The sequence below is a fragment of the Streptomyces sp. NPDC039480 genome (genome assembly GCF_055597165.1).
The window spans coordinates 315,736-336,787 of record NZ_JBVITX010000010.1; the positions used below are offsets into that span (position 1 = coordinate 315,736).

17 protein-coding genes and 2 riboswitches are annotated in these 21,052 nt (G+C 72.4%); of the genes, 8 read left to right on the forward strand and 9 right to left on the reverse strand.

Annotation, left to right across the window (positions count from 1 at the left end):
* Positions 1 to 71 precede the first annotated feature (71 nt).
* The 4 genes from ACZ56E_RS29625 to ACZ56E_RS29640 form a co-directional block, all read right to left on the reverse strand.
* On the reverse strand, positions 72 to 1,076 hold the full coding sequence (locus tag ACZ56E_RS29625) for an ABC transporter permease (protein ID WP_471218784.1): 1,005 nt from the start codon (positions 1,074 to 1,076) through the stop codon (positions 72 to 74).
* Between the two features lie 341 nt (positions 1,077 to 1,417).
* Positions 1,418 to 2,185, reverse strand: a complete 768-nt coding sequence (locus ACZ56E_RS29630) for an enhanced serine sensitivity protein SseB C-terminal domain-containing protein (protein WP_471218785.1) — start codon at positions 2,183 to 2,185, stop codon at positions 1,418 to 1,420.
* A 73-nt stretch (positions 2,186 to 2,258) separates the two neighbouring features.
* Positions 2,259 to 3,041, reverse strand: coding sequence for an enhanced serine sensitivity protein SseB (locus ACZ56E_RS29635; RefSeq protein WP_468608644.1), 783 nt, complete (start codon positions 3,039 to 3,041; stop codon positions 2,259 to 2,261).
* A gap of 59 nt (positions 3,042 to 3,100) precedes the next feature.
* Complete coding sequence (locus tag ACZ56E_RS29640; RefSeq protein WP_468609285.1) at positions 3,101 to 3,778, reverse strand: AAA family ATPase; 678 nt, start codon at positions 3,776 to 3,778, stop codon at positions 3,101 to 3,103.
* Between the two features lie 162 nt (positions 3,779 to 3,940).
* Positions 3,941 to 4,047, forward strand: a riboswitch (glycine riboswitch).
* Positions 4,048 to 4,161: riboswitch (glycine riboswitch) on the forward strand.
* 35 nt (positions 4,162 to 4,196) lie between these two features.
* Here ACZ56E_RS29640 and gcvT point away from each other — a divergent pair.
* The 4 genes from gcvT to ACZ56E_RS29660 all read left to right on the forward strand — a co-directional run bounded on the left by gcvT (position 4,197) and on the right by ACZ56E_RS29660 (position 8,594).
* The gene (gene gcvT, locus ACZ56E_RS29645) at positions 4,197 to 5,330 is read left to right on the forward strand and encodes a glycine cleavage system aminomethyltransferase GcvT (RefSeq protein WP_471218787.1); all 1,134 of its coding nucleotides are present in this window, start codon (positions 4,197 to 4,199) and stop codon (positions 5,328 to 5,330) included.
* A gap of 58 nt (positions 5,331 to 5,388) precedes the next feature.
* Positions 5,389 to 5,766 carry a glycine cleavage system protein GcvH gene (gcvH, locus tag ACZ56E_RS29650; protein WP_468608647.1) on the forward strand — a complete coding sequence of 126 codons (378 nt, stop codon included), beginning with the start codon at positions 5,389 to 5,391 and terminating at the stop codon, positions 5,764 to 5,766.
* 23 nt (positions 5,767 to 5,789) lie between these two features.
* The gene (glyA, locus tag ACZ56E_RS29655; protein WP_471218789.1) at positions 5,790 to 7,049 is read left to right on the forward strand and encodes a serine hydroxymethyltransferase; all 1,260 of its coding nucleotides are present in this window, start codon (positions 5,790 to 5,792) and stop codon (positions 7,047 to 7,049) included.
* 159 nt (positions 7,050 to 7,208) lie between these two features.
* On the forward strand, positions 7,209 to 8,594 hold the full coding sequence (locus tag ACZ56E_RS29660; RefSeq protein WP_471218790.1) for an L-serine ammonia-lyase: 1,386 nt from the start codon (positions 7,209 to 7,211) through the stop codon (positions 8,592 to 8,594).
* A gap of 70 nt (positions 8,595 to 8,664) precedes the next feature.
* Here ACZ56E_RS29660 and ACZ56E_RS29665 read toward each other — a convergent pair whose 3' ends face one another.
* Entirely contained in the window at positions 8,665 to 10,230 is a 1,566-nt protein-coding gene (locus ACZ56E_RS29665; RefSeq protein ID WP_471218792.1) for an alpha/beta hydrolase, read from the reverse strand.
* A gap of 288 nt (positions 10,231 to 10,518) precedes the next feature.
* On the opposite strand from ACZ56E_RS29665, the gene ACZ56E_RS29670 reads away from it, so the two are divergent.
* Positions 10,519 to 12,801 (forward strand): tetratricopeptide repeat protein, encoded by a 2,283-nt coding sequence (locus tag ACZ56E_RS29670; RefSeq protein WP_471218793.1) that lies wholly within the window; start codon positions 10,519 to 10,521, stop codon positions 12,799 to 12,801.
* On the opposite strand, the gene ACZ56E_RS29675 is transcribed toward ACZ56E_RS29670, so the two are convergent.
* The gene (locus ACZ56E_RS29675; RefSeq protein ID WP_471218795.1) at positions 12,783 to 15,833 is read right to left on the reverse strand and encodes a helix-turn-helix transcriptional regulator; all 3,051 of its coding nucleotides are present in this window, start codon (positions 15,831 to 15,833) and stop codon (positions 12,783 to 12,785) included. The genes ACZ56E_RS29670 and ACZ56E_RS29675 overlap by 19 nt on opposite strands.
* Positions 15,834 to 16,105: 272 nt before the next feature.
* Here ACZ56E_RS29675 and ACZ56E_RS29680 point away from each other — a divergent pair, with 272 nt between their 5' ends.
* On the forward strand, positions 16,106 to 16,318 hold the full coding sequence (locus ACZ56E_RS29680) for an EF-hand domain-containing protein (protein WP_398308940.1): 213 nt from the start codon (positions 16,106 to 16,108) through the stop codon (positions 16,316 to 16,318).
* Positions 16,319 to 16,410: 92 nt separating this feature from the next.
* On the opposite strand, the gene ACZ56E_RS29685 is transcribed toward ACZ56E_RS29680, so the two are convergent.
* The gene (locus tag ACZ56E_RS29685; RefSeq protein WP_471218796.1) at positions 16,411 to 17,202 is read right to left on the reverse strand and encodes an ABC transporter ATP-binding protein; all 792 of its coding nucleotides are present in this window, start codon (positions 17,200 to 17,202) and stop codon (positions 16,411 to 16,413) included.
* On the reverse strand, positions 17,199 to 18,950 hold the full coding sequence (gene leuA, locus ACZ56E_RS29690) for a 2-isopropylmalate synthase (RefSeq protein WP_471218849.1): 1,752 nt from the start codon (positions 18,948 to 18,950) through the stop codon (positions 17,199 to 17,201). Before leuA ends, ACZ56E_RS29685 begins: the two co-directional genes overlap by 4 nt.
* Positions 18,951 to 19,202: 252 nt before the next feature.
* Between leuA and ACZ56E_RS29695 the strand changes: the two genes are divergently transcribed.
* Entirely contained in the window at positions 19,203 to 19,892 is a 690-nt protein-coding gene (locus ACZ56E_RS29695) for a FadR/GntR family transcriptional regulator (protein WP_471218798.1), read from the forward strand.
* A gap of 18 nt (positions 19,893 to 19,910) precedes the next feature.
* Here the strand turns inward: ACZ56E_RS29695 and ACZ56E_RS29700 are convergent, their stop codons facing one another.
* Positions 19,911 to 20,303: a Dabb family protein gene (locus tag ACZ56E_RS29700; RefSeq protein ID WP_471218799.1), complete on the reverse strand. Its 393-nt coding sequence runs from the start codon at positions 20,301 to 20,303 to the stop codon at positions 19,911 to 19,913.
* Between the two features lie 81 nt (positions 20,304 to 20,384).
* Between ACZ56E_RS29700 and ACZ56E_RS29705 the strand changes: the two genes are divergently transcribed.
* Positions 20,385 to 21,017, forward strand: a complete 633-nt coding sequence (locus ACZ56E_RS29705) for a TetR/AcrR family transcriptional regulator (protein ID WP_471218801.1) — start codon at positions 20,385 to 20,387, stop codon at positions 21,015 to 21,017.
* The last annotated feature ends 35 nt before the right edge of the window (positions 21,018 to 21,052 follow it).

Genomic DNA, 21,052 nt, shown 5'->3' on the forward strand with positions numbered 1-21,052 from the left:
GGCCATGTGCTGCCGGAGAACCATGGTGAGAGCCACCTGACATGCGGCAGGGGCAAGCAGGTTGGGCGCTTCTAGCGCGTCCCCTTCGGGTCGAGCGCGTCCCGCAGCCCGTCGCCGAAGAGGTTGAAGGCCAGCACGGTGATGAAGATCGTGACGCCCGGGAAGACCATGAACATCGGGTCGTGCTCGTACGTCTCGAGCGCGTCCCGCAGCATGCCGCCCCAGGAGGCCGTCGGCGGCTTCACACCGGCGCCGAGGAAGCTCAGGGCCGCCTCCGTGAGGATGTTGGTCGGGATCATCAGCGTCGCGTAGACGGTGATGGGGGCGACCAGGTTGGGCAGCAGCTCGCGGAACAGGATGTGGCGCCGCCCGCCGCCGAGGCTGCGGGCCGCCTCCACGTACTCGCGCTCACGGAGCGAGAGCGTCTGACCGCGCACGATCCGGCCGACGTAGGGCCAGCCGAAGAAGCCGATGACCAGCACGAGGATGCCGACCCGCACCCCGCTGCCGGTGAGACCGAGCAGGTCGTCCGGCAGGACCGAGACCAGCGAGATGATGAAGAGCAGCTGCGGGAACGAGAGCAGCACGTCCATCACGCGGCTGATGAGGGCGTCGACCCAGCCGCCGAAGTAGCCGGCGATGATGCCGAAGAGCGTGCCGAGGGCGACGGCGACCACGGCCGCCAGGAAGGCCACGAGCAGCGAGATGCGTGCTCCGTAGACGATCCGGCTGAAGATGTCGCGGCCCTTGTTGGGCTCGACACCGAAGAGGAAGTCGCCGCTGACACCGCCGAGCGCGCCCTTGGGGAGGTTGGTCAGCTCGTCGAGCTCCTCCTGGTGGAAGTCGTTGGGCGGATGGCCCAGCAGGCTCACGATCAGGGGCGCGAAGACGGCGACCAGCACCAGGAACAGCACCGTGATGCCGCCGGCCAGGGCGACCTTGTCCCGCTTCAGGCGGTTCCAGGCGATCTGCTTGAGGGACCGACCCTCGACCTTTTTCACCCCTGCATCAACTGCGGGGGCGACGTCCTCGGTCGGGTCCGCGTCCGCAGGTGTGTCATGCAATGGTGCCGTCATCGTGGCAGGGACCCCTCTCAACCGGTGGTGACCGGCCCGCACTTGCCGCTGTAGCGACGTGATCAGTCCGTCGTACACAGGGGGCGAAGGCCCCTGGAGCGGGAGTCTTCATCCACGTCGCGATCTGTTACCAGACTTGACGGGGAAAGGATGCGCAACCGTGATGCTGATCGGGGTGTTCCGTTATCCGGACGCGGGTGAACGAGGGGCGAACACGGGGCAGTTGGGGTGCAAGGCACCACGGGAGCCCATAGGGCCCCACCGACACCAGAACGGACATCGCACCGGTCGTGGCTGCTCGGTGGCCGCTCAGTCGCCGCTCGGTGGCCGGTTCGCGCCGCTCAGTACTGCGCGGGGTAGCCGTAACCGCCGGCCTGGGCCGGGGCCGCCTGCGCCTCGCGGTCGTAGAACGGACGGGCGTTGCCACGCAGCCACATCGCGACCGGGTCGTAGTCGTCGGACATCGCGACCGTCGAGACGGGCAGGCCCTCGGGGACGGCGGGGATGGACTGCTGCATCATCGCCCGCACCGCGTCGACCGACGGCGGCGACGTGTCGTACACATCGAGGCCGATGGCCAGATAAGGCGCGCCCAGCGCGGGCTGCACCCAGGCCCGGCGCAGCGAGCGCACCGCGGGGGTGCGGTGCGCGTTCTGCGTCAACAAAGCGTAGAACTGGGGGATTTCGATGCTCGGCTCGGTGAGCCGGAGCGGCCCGGCGGGCAGCAGGTCGAGACCGGTGGCGATGCGGCGCAGGTCCAGCCAGGGGATGCCGACGCCGCCGCCGGGCGCGTGCGGGTTGAGCCAGAGGCCGTAGTGGTCGGGGTAGAGGGTGCGGGCGATGTCGGTGCCGCGCACCACTTCATAGCTGCGGTTCCAGCCACTGGCGGAGAGCTCCTGGGCGGAGGTCACACAGGGGGCGTAGCCGATCCCGTCGACCTCCATGTTCCCGTACTGGGCGTCGGGGGAGCCGGCCTGACCGTGCCAGAGCAGCATCCACACCCGGTCGGCGGCGAGGGCGCGCAGCAGTGCCTCGTACGCGTCGTAACGCCCCGGCGTCACCTGGCGCAGCAACTGCTCCAACTGCCCGGCCGTGCCCGACGCACTCACCCGTAACCGCTCCTTCGTGACGAACTCGGTGGCCCCCAGGAAGAGCCGGGAAGACCCAGAGAATGCAACCAGCTTAAGCGGCGATCCGGTGGTAGAACGGCCGCACCTGCGCACGCAGCCAGTCGCCCACCGGGTCCTGTGCCACGTCGAGCAGCACGAGGTTCACCGGCCACGGGGCCGGTACCCGGCCGAGGGCGCGGCCGAGGGCCTCCATGGGGAGCTCGCGGGCGTTGCCGTCCCAGGTGGACAGCTCGACGCCGACGAAGAGGACCGGGTCGTCCGTCTCGACGTCGGCCAGGCAGCGGCGGGCGGTGAGCACCACGCCGGCCGCCTCGAACTCCTGGCTCGCGGCGGCGAGGAAGTCCACCGGATCGTGCTGCCAGTCCGGTTCGTAGAGCCGCACCCGGCCGCCGGTGGCGGGCCCGTCCAGCGGGGTGCGGCCGGCCCGGCTGAGCTCGGCGACGGCGGGCGGCGGCAGCGGGACGCCGACGGTGCCGTCCGGGTTCAGCGCGATGCCCAGCTGCGGGGGCAGGCCGCGGGCGAACTCCACGGCGGGGGCCACGGTGCGGCCCATCCGGTCGGCCGCGTCACCCAGGGCCTGCCGGAACTGCTGTTCGGAGCTGAAGACGGGGACGTACGCCTGGCCGTCGATCTCCAGGGTCGGCAGGTCCAGGGTGCCGCTGTCGGGGCCCCCGCCGTTCGGCAGCGGGATCCAGATCTGGCTGCGGCCGAGCACCTCGACGATCCTGCCGCCCGCCGACGCGTCGGCGCCGAGGGAGGCGGCGAGGACCTCCTCCAGTTCATTGACCGGCCATCCGCCGTACGGATGGGCATGTGCCTGCGCCGGAAAGTCCATCTGTCCAACCCCTGCTCGCGACCGCTCTGCCTGCGGCTCGAACCCTAGCGCCGGTGGCCTCACCGGTCGAAGGCGATCGTCCGCAGCGCCTGCGCCGCCGCCCGGTCGAGCAGCACCGCGGAGTGGCAGCCGCGCGGCAGGTCGCCGCGCTCGGTGGCGCCGACGAGGCGGCCGACCGTCCTGCGGTGCCGCGTGAACGCGTACCTCGAGACGCCTCTGCCGCGCTCGCGCTGGCCCTGGAGCGCCGTGTCCACCGGGACGTCGAGCAGCAGCAGGTGCAGGGCGGAGCCGCGGCGGGCGGCCTCGCGGGCGAGCCAGCGGCGCACCCAGGCCTGGGTCCCGCAGTCGTGCACGACGACGCCGACGCCGGTACGCAGGGTGCGGCGCAGTCCGGCGTAGTGCGCGAGGCGGACCAGGGGGCGGTAGACCGCGTACGGCAGCAGGCGGGGCATGCGGCGGGCCCAGCGGTCGCGGGTGTCCTGGGAGTCGATGCGCGGGCCCGTGGCGGCCTGCCGCATCAGCGTCGACTTTCCGCCACCGGGCAGGCCGGAGACGACGACGAGGTCGCCCGCGCCGAAGGTGAGGCGGCGGGGGCTGTGGCCGGCCCGCTGCCGCAGGTCCCGGACGACGGCCACGGGGAGCGGGCCGCAGCTCTCCGCGGCAGGGGTGGCGGCCTGCTTGGGCAGCGCCACTCCCGTGGTAGTGGCAAAGACACTGGTCCTGCTGCGCACCGTGATCGGCCTCCCCGTAGCGGTCACGTACTGCTTTCCCCAGCAAGTGTAAAGAGAAGGTAATGCGGCACAAGAGCATTCCGGGGTGACACGATCCGTGTCCGGTCACGGCTCCCCGTGGACAGGGTCGCGTGCAATGATGTGCCCGCCAACTCCATACCGGCCGTTTGAATCCGCGCGGGAGAGTTCCCGGAGCCAGCACGCACGCGTGCCCGGGGCGCCGAAGGAGCAAGTCCCTCCCTTGAATCTCTCAGGCCCCGTACCGCGCGGGCGAGGCACATCTGAAAAGCGGGCCGCCCCGGTGGCCCCACCCAAGGTGCAAGCCGGGCGTCTCACATATCGGGACACGCTCGGCGAACCTCTCAGGTTCCGATGACAGATGGGGAGGATCGACCTCGCCCGTCATGCCCTGGGAGTTCCCTTCATGAGCACTGCCCCCCGTCTGACCGCCCTCGATGCCGTCCATCGGTCGCTCGGCGCGACCATGACCGATTTCGCAGGCTGGGACATGCCGCTGCGGTACGCCAGCGAGCGCGACGAGCACAACGCCGTGCGCACCAAGGCCGGTCTCTTCGACCTCTCCCACATGGGCGAGATCACCGTCACCGGCCCCGAGGCCGTGGACTTCCTGAACTTCGCGCTGGTCGGCAACATCGGCTCCATCGGTGTCGGCCGCGCCCGCTACACGATGATCGTCGCCGAGGACGGCGGCATCCTGGACGACCTGATCGTCTACCGCCTCGGCGAGGCCGAGGCCCCCGAGTACATGGTCGTCGCCAACGCCTCGAACGCGCAGACCGTGCTCGACGCGCTGACCGCCCGCGCCGACGGCTTCGACGCCGAGGTCCGCGACGACCGCGAGGCGTACGCCCTCCTCGCCGTCCAGGGTCCCGAGTCCCCCGGCATCCTGAAGTCAGTCACGGATGCGGACCTGGACAACCTGAAGTACTACGCGGGCCTGCCCGGCACCGTCGCGGGCGTCTCCGCGCTGATCGCCCGCACGGGCTACACCGGCGAGGACGGCTTCGAGCTCTTCGTCTCCCCCGCTGACGCCGAGCAGCTGTGGAACGCGCTCATGGAGGCGGGCACGCCCGTCGGCATGGTCCCTGCCGGTCTCTCCTGCCGCGACACGCTGCGCCTGGAGGCGGGCATGCCGCTGTACGGGCACGAGCTGACCGCCGGGCTGACGCCGTTCGACGCCGGGCTCGGCCGGGTGGTCAAGTTCGAGAAGACGTCGCAGTCGGACTCCTTCGTGGGCCGCGCGGCCCTGACCGCGGCCGCCGAGCGCGCCGAGACCGCCCCGCCGCGCAAGCTGGTCGGTCTGGTCGCCGAGGGCCGCCGGGTCCCGCGCGCGGGCTTCTCCGTGGTCGCCGACAGCAAGGTCATCGGCGAGGTCACCTCCGGCGCCCCGTCCCCGACGCTGGGCAAGCCGATCGCGATGGCGTACGTCGACGCCGAGCACGCGGCCCCGGGCACGCAGGGTGTCGGCGTCGACATCCGCGGTACGCATGAGCCCTACGAGGTCGTCGCCCTGCCGTTCTACAAGCGCCAGAAGTGACCCCCCGCACATCGTCCCCGTTCCGCAGCACCCACCCGCGTACAGGAGAATTCGACTCATGAGCAACCCCCAGCAGCTGCGTTACAGCAAGGAGCACGAGTGGCTGTCGGCCACCGAGGACGGCGTGGCGACGGTCGGCATCACGGAGCACGCGGCCAACGCGCTCGGTGACGTCGTCTTCGCCCAGCTCCCCGCGGTCGGCGACACACTGATCGCGGGCGAGTCCTGCGGCGAGCTGGAGTCGACCAAGTCGGTCAGCGACCTCTACTCCCCGGTCAACGGCGAGGTCGTCGCCGCCAACCAGGACGTCGTCGACGACCCCTCGCTGGTCAACTCCGCCCCCTTCGAGGGCGGTTGGCTGTTCAAGGTGCGCATCACGGACGAGCCGGACGACCTGCTCTCCGCCGATGAGTACACCGCCTTCACCGCCGGCTGACCCATACCGATAGGGATCGTGTGATGTCGCTTCTGAACACCCCTCTCCACGAGCTGGACCCGGACGTCGCCGCCGCCGTCGACGCCGAGCTCCACCGCCAGCAGTCCACCCTGGAAATGATCGCCTCGGAGAACTTCGCTCCGGTCGCCGTCATGGAGGCCCAGGGCACCGTCCTCACCAACAAGTACGCCGAGGGCTACCCCGGCCGCCGCTACTACGGCGGCTGTGAGCACGTGGACGTGACCGAGCAGATCGCGATCGACCGGCTCAAGGAGCTGTTCGGCGCCGAGTACGCCAACGTCCAGCCGCACTCCGGCGCCTCCGCGAACCAGGCAGCCCTCTTCGCGATCGCCCAGCCCGGCGACACGATCCTCGGCCTCGACCTGGCGCACGGCGGCCACCTCACCCACGGCATGCGCCTGAACTTCTCCGGCAAGCAATTCAACGTGGTCCCCTACCACGTCGACGAGGCCGGTCTGGTCGACATGGCCGAGGTCGAGCGGCTGGCCAAGGAGAACAACCCGAAGGTGATCATCGCGGGCTGGTCGGCCTACCCGCGCCACCTGGACTTCGCCGAGTTCCGCCGGATCGCCGACGAGGTCGGCGCGAAGCTGTGGGTCGACATGGCGCACTTCGCCGGGCTCGTCGCCGCCGGTCTGCACCCGAACCCGGTGCCGTACGCGGACGTGGTGACCTCCACCACGCACAAGACGCTCGGCGGCCCGCGCGGCGGCATCATCCTGGCCCGCAGCAAGGACTTCGCGAAGAAGCTGAACTCCGCGGTCTTCCCCGGCTTCCAGGGCGGCCCCCTTGAGCACGTGATCGCCGCCAAGGCGGTCTCCTTCAAGGTCGCCGCCTCGGAGGAGTTCAAGGAGCGCCAGCAGCGCACCCTGGACGGCGCCCGCATCCTGGCCGAGCGCCTGGTCCAGGACGACGTCACCGAGTACGGCGTCTCCGTCCTGTCCGGCGGCACTGACGTGCACCTGGTCCTCGTCGACCTGCGCAACAGCGAGCTGGATGGCCAGCAGGCCGAGGACCGCCTCCACGCGGTCGGCATCACGGTCAACCGCAACGCGATCCCGAACGACCCGCGGCCCCCGATGGTCACCTCGGGCCTGCGGATCGGCACCCCGGCGCTCGCCACGCGCGGCTTCCAGGAGGACGACTTCCGCGAGGTCGCCGACATCATCGCCGAGGCCCTCAAGCCGGGCTTCGACGCGGAGGCCCTCAAGGCCCGGGTGACCGCTCTGGCCGACAAGCACCCGCTGTACCCCAACCTGTAGCATTTTCGTACGCTTTCCTTCGTACGAAACGACGGGGCACCGCGCACACTGGAAGTGAACACAGTGAGTGCGGTGCCCCGGCTCATGCCCGGCGCACGCCCCGCTCTCTGCACCACCCCGGCAGACAACGGCGTCTACCAACCACCCTTTGGAGTTCTCGTGGCCATCTCGGTCTTCGACCTGTTCTCGATCGGCATCGGCCCGTCCAGCTCCCACACGGTCGGTCCGATGCGCGCCGCCCGCATGTTCGCGAGCCGCCTCAAGAACGAGGGCCTGATGGCCCACACCACCGCGATACGGGCGGAGCTGTACGGCTCGCTCGGCGCCACCGGCCACGGGCACGGCACGCCCAAGGCCGTCCTGCTCGGCCTGGAGGGCGAGTCGCCCCGCACGGTGGACGTGGAGACGGCCGACGACCGCGTGGAGAAGATCAAGAGCAGCGGCCGCCTCAACCTGCTCGGCATGCACGAGATCGACTTCGCCTTCGACGACGACCTGATCCTGCACCGCCGCAAGGCGCTGCCGTACCACGCCAACGGCATGACGATCTTCGCGTACGACCGTGAGGGCGCCCTCGTCCTGGAGAAGACGTACTACTCGGTGGGCGGCGGCTTCGTCGTCGACGAGACCGTGCTCAATCAAGAGGGCGCCGAGGGCGAGAACCCGATCGTGCCGGACGACACCGTCCTGAAGTACCCCTTCCGCACCGGTGACGAGCTGCTCCGGCTCGCCGAGGAGACCGGCCTGTCCATCTCCGCGATGATGCTGGAGAACGAGAAGGCCTGGCGCACGGAGGAGGAGATCCGCGAGGGGCTCCTCGACATCTGGCGCGTCATGCAGGCCTGCGTCTCCCGCGGCATGTCCCGCGAGGGCATCCTGCCGGGCGGCCTCAAGGTCCGCCGCCGGGCCGCGAACTCCGCCCGTCAGCTGCGTGCCGAGGGCGACCCGCAGGCCCGCGCCATGGAGTGGATCACGCTCTACGCGATGGCGGTGAACGAGGAGAACGCCGCGGGCGGCCGCGTGGTCACCGCCCCCACCAACGGCGCCGCGGGCATCATCCCTGCCGTCCTGCACTACTACATGAACTTCATCCCGGGGGCGGACGAGGACGGCGTGGTCCGCTTCCTGCTCGCCGCGGGCGCGATCGGCATGCTCTTCAAGGAGAACGCCTCGATCTCCGGCGCCGAGGTCGGCTGCCAGGGCGAGGTCGGCTCCGCCTGCTCGATGGCGGCGGGCGCGCTCGCCGAGGTCCTCGGCGGCTCCCCGGAGAAGGTCGAGAACGCGGCCGAGATCGGCATGGAGCACAACCTCGGCCTGACCTGCGACCCGGTCGGCGGCCTCGTCCAGATCCCGTGCATCGAGCGCAACGGCATGGCGGCGGTCAAGGCCGTCACCGCCGCGAAGATGGCGATGCGCGGAGACGGCTCCCACAAGGTCTCCCTCGACAAGGTCATCAAGACCATGAAGGAGACGGGCGCCGACATGAGCGTCAAGTACAAGGAGACGGCGCGGGGCGGTCTGGCGGTCAACATCATCGAGTGCTGACGCGGTGCCGCGCGGCCCATCGCCTCGATGGGCCGGCGCACGGTGGACTGCGTACGCGGGTCGGCGGCGGTCAGCAGGTGGTGCCCGGGCGGACCGGTTCGAGGTCGATGAGGTAGGCGTCGACGGCGTCCGTGACGCAGGAGTTGCTGCGGCCGTACGCGGTGTGGCCCACGCCCTCGTACGTCAGGAGCATGCCGCCGGGGAACTGTCCGGCGAGGCTCTCGGCCTCCTCGTACGGCGTGGCGGGGTCGCCCGTCGTGCCGACCACCAGGACCGGGGGGACGCCGTCGGCGTCGACGCGGTGGGGGCGCTGGGTGCCCGCGGGCCAGTCCTTGCAGGTGAGTTCGTCGACGACGCTGGACGTGCCGTAGATGCCCGCGGCCTTCTCGGCGGCGTCGAGGGCGCTCCAGTAGGGGCCGGGGGTGTGCGGGTGCGGCACGTCGAGGCAGCTGACGGCGACGATGGCCTCGTCGTCGTTCTCCGGGCCCCGCGCACGGTGGCTCCCGGTGGCCGGCTCCTCGGCCTCGGCCAGCTCGGCGAGCGCGGTCGCGTCCCCTTCCCCTGCCGCGCTCAGTGCGTCCGACAGGCCCTCCCAGTCGTCCTCCGGGCTGTACATCGCGGCCGTGACGACATCGAGCAGCGTCCTGGCGTCCACTTCGTACGCGTCCTCGTCGGTGACCGGCAACGGCTCGCGTGCCGCCCGCTCGTACAGCCCGTCGATCAGCTCCCTTATCTCCTCCGGTGTCGAGCCGGGGCAGCTGTCGCCCACGATGTCGGCGCAGTACTCGGCGTAGTCGTCGACGGCCCTGCGGAACCCCTTCCCCTGGCTGAGCGCGCGCTGCCGCCAGTCCAGCGCCGGGTCCACGGCGCCGTCGAGCGCGAGGGCGCGCACGCGGTCCGGGAACTGTTCGGCGTACGACGTGCCGAGGCTCGTGCCGTACGACCAGCCGAGGTAGGTCAGTTTCCGGTCGCCCAGGGCGGCCCGCAGGACGTCGAGGTCGCGGGCCGCGTCCGCGGTGCCGACGCGGGGCAGGATGCCGCGGCTGCCCTTCGCGCACGCGGCGGCCTGCTCGTCGGCGCCCGCGAGGACCCGGGCCCGTTCGGAGCCGCTGCGCGGGGCAACCGGCTCAGGGTGGTCCTCCTCGGCTTCGTCATCCATTTCGTCCGTGGCCGCGCACTTCACCGCGGGATCGCTGCCCCCGACGCCCCTCGGGTCGAAGGAGACGATGTCGAAGCGGGCCCGCACCCCGGTGCTGAAGGAGTCGCTGCCGTCCGCCTTCATGTCGCTCACGCCGGAGGCGCCAGGACCGCCGGGGTTGTAGACGAGCGAGCCGACGCGCCGGTCCGGCTCGGCGGTCGCCGCCTTGGCCACCGGCAGGACGAACGTCTTGCCGTTCCCCGGCCGCGCGTAGTCCATGGGAACGGTGAGCCGCGCACAGCGAAGCTCACCGCACGCCTTCCACTTCAGCTCCTGCGCATAGAACCGCTCAAGCCCGGCCCGGCCGCCAGGCTCGTCGCCGCCGGGCTTGTCACCACTCGCCCCGCCCGCCGCCGTACACCCGGCGAGCGAGACCGCAGCAAGAACCGCGAGGGCGAGGCGGACGGACTGGCGTCGGTGCAGGTCGGCGCGGTGCAACGGGATACTCCCCAAATCGGCTCCCACCAGCTTGCCCGGTCGGTACGGCGACTCACGCGCGGGGTTCGGGCGGCGGGTGGCGGGGGGTGTGGGTGGCGGGTCGAGCGGGGCTCGTGCGGTGGTTTGCGTAGCGGATTGCGTAGTTCTACGGATGCCGGGGGCCGGGGTGTTTTGGCAGGCTCGGTCACGATGTACGCGTATCCATGAAGCACCGGCGTCGGCACCGGCCCCGGGCCGCCACGCCGCTTTCGCCCTTCCGCCGAACCGCACCCCGACCTAGGAACACACATGGGCCCGCTGGACGCGACCAGGAACCGCTCCGTCTCTCGGGGAGGCCCGGCACCCGCCCGCCCCCGCCGCGAGATCCTGGCCGACATCCGCCGGCTCGACACCGAGCCGTACGGCAGGGCGCGCGACGCCCGCGCCGAGGCGCTCGTCGAGGAAGCGGAAGCCACCGGCGACCGGCCGCTGCTCGTGGCGGCGCTGTCGCTGCTCGTCCACTCGTACAGCTTCGGCGGCGCGTGTGCCAGGACGGCCGCGCCGTTCACGCGGCTGCTGCGCATGTACGACGAGGACCCGGCGGACTTCGGCGACGACGACGTCCGCCGGCTGCATTGGATGTTCAAGTGGGTGGTGACCGACGCACGGCAGCGGCCCGACGTGCCGCTCGCCGAGGTCGAGGAGTGGCTGGACCGGATGCGGCACCGCTACCGCGCCGCCGGCTACTCCGAAAGGCCCGTGCATGGCGCCGAGTTCAGGCTCGCCCGGGACTTGGGCGACACGGCGCGTGCCAGCCGCGCGTACGCGGCATGGACCGCGGCCGCACGCGACGCCATGGCCGACTGCCTCGCCTGCGAGTACGCCACTGAGGGCCTCCGGCAGCTGGACCGCGGCGACGACCGTGCGGCTCTGGAGTGCTGGGAGCCCGTCCTGCGCGGCACACACAGCTGCCACCGCGAGCCGCACGAGACCCTCGCCAGGTCGCTGCTCCCCCTGGTGCGCGTCGGCCGCACGGACCAGGCACGCGCCCACCATCTGCGCGGCTACCGGATGGTGCGCTCCGACGAGACGTCCGGCCCCGTCGTCGCCCTGCACGTGGAGTTCTGCGCTCTCACCGGCAACGAACCGCACGGCCTGCGCATCCTCACCGAGCAGAGCCGGCGCTGGGCGGAGACGGACAACCCCGCGGCCCAAGTGGAGTGGCTGGTGGGCGCCGCCCTGTTGCTGCGCCGCCTGGTGGAGCTCGGCCAGGGCGACCGGCCCGTGCCCGGGCCGCTCGGCGGCGCGTGGACGGCGGCGTCCCTCCTCGACCACGCCCGGGACGCGGCCCTGGACCTCGCGGGCCGCTTCGACCGGCGCAACGGCACCACAGCGGTCTCCGAGCGTGTCCGGGCGCGTATGGCGGCCCGCCCCCTGCTCGACACCCCTCTGCCGCTGGGGCCGAAGGACTCCCCGAGCGGGCTTCCGCTCGCGGGTTCTGAGAGCGCTCTTGCCGAGCCTCCGCACTCCGGTCACCTGGCCCCGCGCGACCGGGCCCGCCTCTGCCTCACCCTCGCGCAGAACCTGCCGCACCCCGACGACGGAGCCGGACTCGGCGCTCAGGCGGAACGCCTCCTGATCGACGCCGCGCACTTCGCCGACCTGGCCGGCGAGAGCACCCGCATCGGCGCCCAGGCCCGGCTGCGGCTCGGCGGGCTCTACTGCGAGGCGGGCCGCCACGAGGAGGCGGCGGCCGTCCTGGAAGCGGTGGTGCCCGACCTCGACGACAGTCACGACGATCACGCCCCGCACGACCGTACACAGGCCCACACCTGGCTCGCCCTCAGCTATCTCGGCACCGGCGAACACCGCCTGGCCGGCGAGCAGTTCACGCTCGCCGCCGACTCCGCGCGGGAAGGGTCCGACGGATACCACGAGGCGTCCCTGGCCCAGCAGGCCGCACAGGCGCTGGGCCGGGCCGGTCTGCCCGCGGAGGCCGGGCGGGCCTACCGGCGCGCCGAGGAGCTGTGGCGTTCCCTCGGTGAGCACGGCGCCCTGGTGCGCGCGATACGGGCCCGCGCCTGGGAGACGCTGGCCGCCCAGGGCCCCACCGCGGCCGAGGCCGTCATGACCGAGGCCCTGGAGACCAACCGGCACTGCGCGGAGCGGGCGGAACAGGACCCGGAGCGCACCGAGCTGTTCGTCGAACTCGGGCGCACCTACGCCCAGTTGGGCCGCCTGGCCCTGGAGCACGCGGACGGCCCGCCGCTCGCCGACCGGGGAACTCCCGAACGGTACGCCGCCAACGTACGCGCCTTCGAAACGGCCCTCGGCCACGCGGAACAGGCGATCGAGGCGCTGCGTGCCTGCGGCGGGCCCGGCCTTGCCGACCTGCACCTCACCGAACTCCTCGCCGCCCGCCTTGAGTTCGTGCTCGGCAGACACGAAGCGGCGGCGGACCGCGCAGGGCGCGTGGGCGCCGCCGTACGCGAACGCCCCGACCCCGACGGCACGCTGGCGTCCCTCGCCGAGGAGTGCGACCTGCTCGCCGGTGCGGGCGGCGGCCCGGTCCCCTACCCGCGCGAGAACTGAGCGCGGCCGCCGGAGCCGCGCGCCACCAGGGAGGCCAGGGCCGCCCGTGAGGCCACGCCCGTCTTGCGGTAGATGCGGCCGACGTGGCTCTCGACGGTGCGCGTGCTGAGGCAGAGCCTGGCGGCGACGGCCTGGTTGGTGAGCCCCTCGGCGACCAGCGCGGAGATCTCCCGCTCGCGCGGCGTCAGGGCCGCGAACGGCTCGGACGGCGCGGGGTGTGGTGCGGGGTGCGACGGGCGGGCCGACGGCGACTGGGGCGTTTTCGGCGACTGTGACGTCTTCAGCGCCTGGGGCGCCTCCGGTGACGGTGAGTTCTTCGGCGGCTGGGGTGCGCCCGACGTGCCGGTGACCCGCGCGCAGGCGGGACGGACACAAACGGGCCGCCGGCCCGCGGGCCCCTCCGCATCCAGGAGCAGAAGCGCGCCGCCCTCCTCCGCAATGCGCCGCCCGCGACGTGCCATCGCCGCGGCCCGGGCGCCTTCGCCCGCCGCCGCCACGAAGGGGGCGCCGAGTAGCAGGCTCCGCGCCTCGGCCAGCGCCGCCCCGGCCCGCGCGCTCTCCCGCGCCGCCTCGGTGAACGCCCGGGCCGCCGCGTCCTGTTCGCCGCGCCGGGCCGCGACAAGGCCCGCGCTCCGCAGCGCGGCGCCCCGCTGGACGGGCAGGTCGAGGCGGTCCGCCTCCTGGAGCGCGCGTTCCGCCCAGCGCTCCGCGTCGGCGACGTCTCCCGTGTCCAGAGCCGAAGTGACGAGCAGTTCGAGGAAGGCGGGGCGGATGGACGGCTGTACGCGGGGCAGGTCACGGCCGCCGCCCGCGTCCAGCAGGACGTCCCGTACGCGGTACGGGTCGCCCGCGCCCAGTGCGGCGTACGCGAGCAGGCACCGCGACAGCGTCGACGACCAGCCGTCCACCGTGCCCGCCGTGGCGGCCGCCTCCTCGGCCGCGGCCAGCACCTCCGGGTCGCCCGCCGGGCGCGTCTGCATGAGGATCATGGCGCGCAGGGCGCGGCCGAAGCCGAGGAGTTCGGCGCCGCCGAGGGCCCGTGCGACCGCCACGGACTCGTCGGCCCACTCCAGCGCCTCGGCCACCCGGCCCGCCGTGCAGCGGACGTACGCGCCGCAGAGCAGCAGCTGCGCCAGCGCGAAGGGGAGCCCGGTGCGCCGGGCGATGTCGACGCCGCGTTCCGCGTGGCGCAGCGCGGCGGCGCAGTCGTCGAGGAACACCTCGCTCCACGCGAGACGCACCAGCGACTCGCACCGCCCCGCGAGGTCGGCGTCGGTGGTCACGTCGGTGAGCGCGGCGGCCTCGGCGGCGTGGCGGCGGGCCGTCGCGGTGTCGCCCTCGTACACCTCCCCGAGCGCGGCGACCGTCAGGGCCTCGGCGGCGCCGAGTTCGTCGCCGCGGGCCCGGGCGTCGGCGAGGGTCCTCGTGAGCTCGTCGCGCACTTCGGGGTAGCGGGTGGCGAACAGGGCGCTGTTGCCCCACTCGACGACGAGGCCGGTGCGCTGGGCCGGCGGGGGTCCGGGGCGCCGGTCGAGTTCGCGCCGGAGGAGCGCGCCCGCCGCCGCGTACCGCCCCAGGTGGCGCTCCATGAAGGCGCACTGCACGACGGCGGCCGTGCGCAGCGCGTCCGTGGCTTCGGACACGCGCCGCGTGTCCGTGGCCTCGGACGTGCGCCGCGTGTCCGTGGCCTCGGACGTGCGCCGCGTGTCAATCGTCGCGGTCGTACGCAGCGGGTCTCCGGCCGAAGGGTCCGGGCCGCACATGCCGACCAGCCGGTGCAGCAGGTCCCTGCTCTCCTTCACCGCGCCGGTCATGCCGAGCGCGGTCGCGCTCCGGAGCGTCAACTCCCGGCGCATGTCGAGGTGTTCGATGTCATCAGGCAGCACGCGCAGGACGGCTCCGAGGAGCCGTGCGCAGACGGCGGGGGCGGTGGCGGCCACCTTCCCCGCGGCCTCCGTCAGGACCGCGGCCGCCTCGGGGTCCCAGCCGGTCAGGGACTGTTCGATGTGGTGGGCGCGGGCGTCGAGGGGTGCGCCGACCCGGGTGAGCTCGGCGGCGGCCGCGCGGTGCAGCTCGTGGCGCCGCCAGGGGTCGACGGCCTCACGCATCCGGTCCCGCAGGAGCGGGTGGCGGAACACGAGGCGGCATCCGTCGGAGTGCGGCCTGATCAGGTCACGTCGTAACAACTGACCGAGAGACGCTATGAGTTCGGTCCGGTCGACGCCTGCGACGGCGCCGATGAGGTCCGTGGCCGCGTGCTCGCCGAGCACCGCGACGGCTTCGGCGACGGCATGTTCGAGCGGGGTCAGCGCGGCCAGTTCGTCGAGCGGCAGGGGGGCGGGGCGCCCTTGGAGGAGGGCGAGGAAGTACAGGGGGTTGCCTTCGCTCGCCGCGTACATCTCCTGGACCCGCTCGCGCGGCAGACCGGACGTGGCGGTGAGTCCCTCGGTCAACTCGCGCTTGACGAGCGGGCCGAGGGCGGTCCGCAGCACGGCGCCGGTGTCGAGCCCATGGGAGAGCGCGGCGCCGAGCGCGGCGGGCGACTGCCGTTCGCGCCGGGCGACGGCGAGCAGGAAGGGGGCGCGGACGGGGTGGCGTACGAGATGGTCGAGGAGTTCGATGGACGCCTCGTCCGCCCAGTGCATGTCGTCGAGGACGACGACGAGCCCGGGTCCGGTCAGTGCGCCGAGGGCATCGGCGGTGGCCCGGCACAGGCCGAAGAGGTCCCCGCCGTCCGCGTCGAGGGGCTCGTCGCCCCGGACGGCCGCGGGCAGCGCCGCCAGCGAGGGGAACGCCCGCCGGGCGCGCGGGTCGAGCTCGGCGAAGGCATCGGTGAACGGCCGCAGCGGGCGAGTCCGCGTCCGCTCCGACGCCCGCCCGCGCAGCACGGTCACGCCCCGGGCGCGGGCCCGCGCCGCGAACTCGATCAGCAGCCTGCTCTTGCCGATCCCCGGCTCCCCCACGACATCGACGACCGCCCCCTCGCTCTCCAGAAGCGCTTCGAGGCGGCCCAGGTCAGGGGCCCTGCCCACGAACTTCTCCACCACGTCCCCCTCACGGGGACACACGGCCCCCTCGGTGACGTTCTACCTCACCCGTCCCGCGCAGGACGCGGACCCGGATCTCAGTTCGTGAACAAGAAACGATCAAAGGTCTCATTTCGAGAACGACGGCACCTCACCCCGCGAAGAACAGCGCCTCCGCTCCCGCGAGGGCACGGCCGAGCCCCCGGTGGCGTCATCCGGTCCCGGGGCGGCCGTTACCCTGACCCCCGTCAGTAGTGCACCAAGAAGGGGTGGATCCGGTGGCGGACATCGAGGAAGCGCGCAAGACGTTCGAGCAGTTCGACGCGGACGGCGACGGCTTCATAACGGCGGCCGAGTGGAAGAGCGCCATGGCCAAGATGGGCGACTTCTACGTGACCGAGACGGTGGCCGAGGCCGTGATCGGCACGAAGGACACCAACGCGGACAAGCGTCTCTCGTTCGACGAGTTCTGGGCGAGCCTGAACAAGTAGTCGAGCCGGAAGAAGCAGGCAGGAGAGGGGCCCGGCGGCACACCAGTGCGCCGGGCCCCTCCCACGTCCTCGCGTCCTCGCGCCTCGCGTCCTCAGCGGCGCGTGCGCACGCTCCACCGCCCGTCCGTGCGCTCCAGCCGCACCGGATGGTCGAAGCACTTGCCGACCTGGTCGCTCGTGAGGACGTCGTCGACGGCGCCGGAGGCGAGCACGCGTCCGTCGCGGAGGAGCAGCGCGTGCGTCGTCCCGGCGGGCAGCTCCTCCAGGTGGTGCGTGACCAGCACGGTGGCGAGTTCCGGGTGAGCCTCCCGCAGCGTGTCCAGGCTGTCGAGGAGGCGCTCGCGCCCGGCGAGGTCGAGGCCCGTGGCCGGCTCGTCGAGCAGGACGAGGCGGGGCCTCGGCATCATGGAGCGCGCGATCAGCGTGCGACCGCGCTCCCCCTGGGACAGCGTGGGCCAGCGCGCGTCCGCACGGTGGGCGAGACCCAGCAGCTCGATCAGGTGGTCGGCCCGTTCCTCCTGCTCCGGTGTGGGGTGCCGGCGGGGCACGGGCTCGACGCTGTTGGTGAGCCCGGTCAGGACGACGTCGCGCACCGGCAGCGGCGAGCGCAGCGGATGGCGCGGGTTCACATGCCCGACGTACGCCCGCAGCTCGCGCAGGTCGACGCTGCCGAGGCGGCGGCCGAGCACCTCGACCGTGCCGTGCGTGGGGTGGGTGACTGCGCCGCAGAGGCCGAGCAGGGTCGACTTGCCCGCTCCGTTCGGACCGAGCAGCGCCCAGTGCTCCCCGGGACGGACGGTCAGGCCGACCTCGTCGAGGATGGGCCGCCCGTCGCGGACCACGGTGACGTGGTCCGCGCACAGGACAGGAACCGGTGCGGTCACCCCGCCGCCCCCGCCCGGTTCACGGCCGCGAGCACGGCCTGCACGGAAGCGGTCAGGACCGACGTGTCCAGGCCCGCGCCCCAGCACTCGACGCCCCCGACCCGGCACCGCACATACGCGACGGCCTCGCTGCCCCCGCCCTCCGTGACGGCGTGCTCGGCGTAGTCGAGGATGCCGACGGTGATCCCGGCGGCGGCCAGCGCGTCGACGAAGGCGGACAGCGGTCCGTTGCCCGCGCCCTCGAAGTCACCGGCCCGCTCCCCCACCTGGAGCGTGCAGACGAACCGGTGCGCGCCGTCCGGCGCCCGGTCGGTGGTCCACGAGCTCAGCACCACATCGCCGTCGAGCCCCGGCGCGACATAGGTCGCGCGGAACAGCTCGTACAGCTCCTTCGCCGTCGCCTCCTGCCCGCTGTCGTCGGTGGCCTCCTGCACGACGCGCGAGAAGTCGGGCCGCATGGCCTGCGGCAGGTCGAGGCCGTGCCGGGTCTGCAGCAGGTACGCCATGCCGCCCTTCCCCGACTGGGAGTTGACGCGGATGACGGCCTCGTAGGTGCGGCCGATGTCGGCGGGATCGATGGGCAGATACGGGACGTCCCACGGCGCCTCGCTCTCCGGGACGCCCAACTCGGCCGCCCGCCGGGCGTGTTCGGCGAACCCCTTGCTGATGGCGTCCTGGTGGGTGCCGGAGAACGCGGTGTGCACGAGGTCGCCCGCGTAGGGATGGCGGGGGTGCACGGGCAGCCGGTTGCAGTGCTCGACGACCTCGCGGACGGCGTCGATGTCGGAGAAGTCGACCATGGGGTCGACGCCCTGGGCGTAGAGGTTCAGGGCGAGGGTGACCAGGTCGACGTTGCCGGTCCGCTCCCCGTTGCCGAAGAGGCAGCCCTCGACGCGCTGGGCCCCGGCGAGGACGGCGAGCTCGGCGCAGGCGACGCCGGTGCCGCGGTCGTTGTGCGGGTGGACGGAGAGGATGACGGAGTCGCGGCGCGCCAGGTGCCGGTGCATGTACTCGATCTGGTCGGCGTACACGTTCGGCGTGGCGATCTCCACGGTCGCCGGCAGGTTGTGCGTGACGGGCCGGTCGGGGCTCGCGTCCCACAGCTCGGTGAGGCCGTCGCAGACCTCGAGCACGAAATCGGGCTCGGTGAGGTTGAAGGTCTCCGGCGCGAACTGGAAGCGGATGTCGGCGTGCGGCCGCGCGTCGGCGAGCCGCGCCATGTGCGCGGCGGCCTCCTTCACGACGCCGTACACCTCGTCCCGCGACCGCCCGAGGACGACGTCGCGCCAGACGGGCGAGGTGGGGATGTACAGATGCACGACGGCACGCGGCAGCCCCTCGATGGACTCGAAGGTGCGGTCGATCAGCTCGGGCCTTGCGGGCGTGAAGACGACGACGGTCACGTCGTCGGGCAGCTCGCCACCGCCGCGCGCGCTCAGCTCCGCGAGGTGCCGGACGAACTCGAAGTCCGTTCTGCTGGCCGACGGATAGCCGACCTCGATCTCCTTGAACCCCATCGACACCAGCAGATCGAAGAAGCGCCGCTTGCGGTCGGTGTCCATGGGCTCGGCGAGCGCCTGGTTCCCGTCCCGCAGGTCGACGGGCACCCACAGCGGCGCCCGCTCGATCCGGGCACTCGGCCAGCTCCGCTCCAGGGCGGGGACGTCGACGCGCCGCTGGTGGGGCCGGTAGCGGTGGTGCGGCATGGGACTGGGCCGCTGCGGATTCCAGTCGTACGTGGGATGCATGCCGTACGAGGGAGTGGTCACGGAGTCTGCTCCTGAGCTCGGTCGTGGGAAGACCGGCAGCACGGCACCCCGCGGCGGGGTGCCGGTCGCTTCAGGCCCCGCCGCGGCAGCCGAGAAGAAGGAGCCCGCAGAAGATCACGGCGCTACACTAGCCACACCTCAGCTCCTCAGACAAGTACTCCTCAGACAAGTACTCGGTAGACAAGTACCTGTCCCGGCCTCCCGGCCCGCAGAAAGGCCTTCGTCACCCCCATGCCGCTCGACTCCGTACGCCCCAGCCCCCTCGTGGAGCAGGCCGCCGCCCGGCTGCGCGCACAGATCACCGGCGGCGCCTGGCCCGTCGGCACCAGGCTCCCCGGCGAGACGACCCTCGCGAAGGAGCTCGGCGTGGGCCGCTCCACCCTCCGCGAGGCCCTGCGCGCCCTGGCCGGCGCCGGCCTCGTGCAGCCGCGCCAGGGCGCCGGAGTCTTCGTGATCGCGACGGAACCGGCCGCGGACTGGTCCACCCGGCTGCGGCGGGCGACGGTCACAGACCTGTACGAGGTGCGGATGCTGGTGGAGGTGCAGGCGGCCCGGCTCGCGGCGCTGCGCCGCACCGACGAGGACATCGCGGCGATGGAGGCCGCGCTCGCGGCCCGCAGGGCGTCGGCCGCCGCGGCCGACCCGGAGTTCGTGGACGCCGACATCGCCCTGCACGCGGCGGTCGTGGCGGCGGCGCACAACCCCGTCCTGACCGACCTCTTCGCGGAGTTCACCCCCGCACTCCGCCAGGGCCTGATCGACCTGCTCGAACTCACCGACGTACGAGCCGAGGAGCAGAACCACGGAGAGGCCGCGCACACGGCGCTCGTCCGCGCGGTGGAGTCGGGGGACGCGGACACGGCGGCCCTGGTGACGCAGCAGGAACTCCAGTCGACACTCGACCTGCTGCACGCCCACTAGTCCGTCCGCCGAATCACGTCACGCCGACGTGAGCAGGGGTCCGAGTTCGGCGGCCCACTCCGGGTGGAGCGCGACCTTCTCCTCGTGCAGGGCGAGGATGTCCCTGGCCAGCGTGGACGTCATGTCGTCGGACAGGTCCGGACCGATGGCGATCCTGGCCAGGTAGGGCATGATCAGCGGGTCGCCTGCCAGGTGGACCGGATCGTGCATGTACCGCCGCAGGGCCGGCAGGTCGGCGATGCCGACGCAGCAGGCATGGGTGAAGCCGTCGGCGTCACTGAGTATCTGACCCACCGTCGAGAACGACACCGACTCGACAGAAGCGGTCCGCCGTATCACCGCGAGCACCTGCTCGCGCTCCTCCTCGGTCGCGGTCTCCTTGAACGCAAAACGCAGCATGTGAACGATCACGCCGGCACCCATCCCTTCGCACGAAATGAACCAACTGGTTCAAGAATCTGTCCTGACTAGTTCAACAGCTACACTGAACCCATGGGTTCAGAAGTGTCAACTGGGAGCAGGCGTACGGCTCGTGGGGCGACCGAGCGGCGGCAGGCGATCCTGGACGGCGCGTTCACGGTGTTCGCGCGGCGTGGATACGCACAGGCGTGCGTGAAGGAGATCGCGCAGGAGGCCGGCGTGGCCAAGCCGACCGTCTACAACCATCTGCACGACAAGGAGAGCCTCTACCGAGAGGCCGTCGAGGCCGCCGCCGACCGGATCGGCGCGCGCGGCCTCGCCGTCGTCGAGCAACTGCGCGATCCCGCCACCGACGCAGACGCCGATCCGCGTGCCGCACTCACGGCCGTGGCCCGCGGCCTGCTGCGGGAGTTCGGCGCCCAAGAGGCCGTCGCCGTACGGCAGTTGGCCTGCGCGCAGCCGGCGCAGTTCCCCGTCCTGGCGGCGGGTGTCCGCGAGCGCACGGCCCTGCGGGTGCGCTCGGCCCTCGCCGACCGCCTGGCCCGCCTGGTCCTCGACGGCCGCCTGGGCAGCTGCGACCCCGAGCTCGCCGCCGAGCACTTCCTCTCCCTGATCACCGGCCCCCTGGAGTACCGCCCCGCCGCCGCCCCGGACACCGTGGCGGACCCCGCCGTGGACGTCTTCCTGCGTGCTTACGGAAAGTGATCCGCCTGCGTGACCCGCGACCACGGAGATCGTTG

Excerpts from the sequence above, each read along its gene's own strand:
- ACZ56E_RS29705 (WP_471218801.1), top strand. The coding sequence starts at position 20,385 with ATGGGTTCAGAAGTGTCAACTGGGAGCAGGCGTACGGCTCGTGGGGCG.
- ACZ56E_RS29695 (WP_471218798.1), top strand. The coding sequence starts at position 19,203 with ATGCCGCTCGACTCCGTACGCCCCAGCCCCCTCGTGGAGCAGGCCGCC.
- ACZ56E_RS29635 (WP_468608644.1), bottom strand. The coding sequence starts at position 3,041 with ATGGACTTTCCGGCGCAGGCACATGCCCATCCGTACGGCGGATGGCCG.
- ACZ56E_RS29670 (WP_471218793.1), top strand. The coding sequence starts at position 10,519 with ATGGGCCCGCTGGACGCGACCAGGAACCGCTCCGTCTCTCGGGGAGGC.
- gcvH (WP_468608647.1), top strand. The coding sequence starts at position 5,389 with ATGAGCAACCCCCAGCAGCTGCGTTACAGCAAGGAGCACGAGTGGCTG.
- ACZ56E_RS29625 (WP_471218784.1), bottom strand. The coding sequence starts at position 1,076 with ATGACGGCACCATTGCATGACACACCTGCGGACGCGGACCCGACCGAG.
- gcvT (WP_471218787.1), top strand. The coding sequence starts at position 4,197 with ATGAGCACTGCCCCCCGTCTGACCGCCCTCGATGCCGTCCATCGGTCG.
- glyA (WP_471218789.1), top strand. The coding sequence starts at position 5,790 with ATGTCGCTTCTGAACACCCCTCTCCACGAGCTGGACCCGGACGTCGCC.
- leuA (WP_471218849.1), bottom strand. The coding sequence starts at position 18,950 with ATGCATCCCACGTACGACTGGAATCCGCAGCGGCCCAGTCCCATGCCG.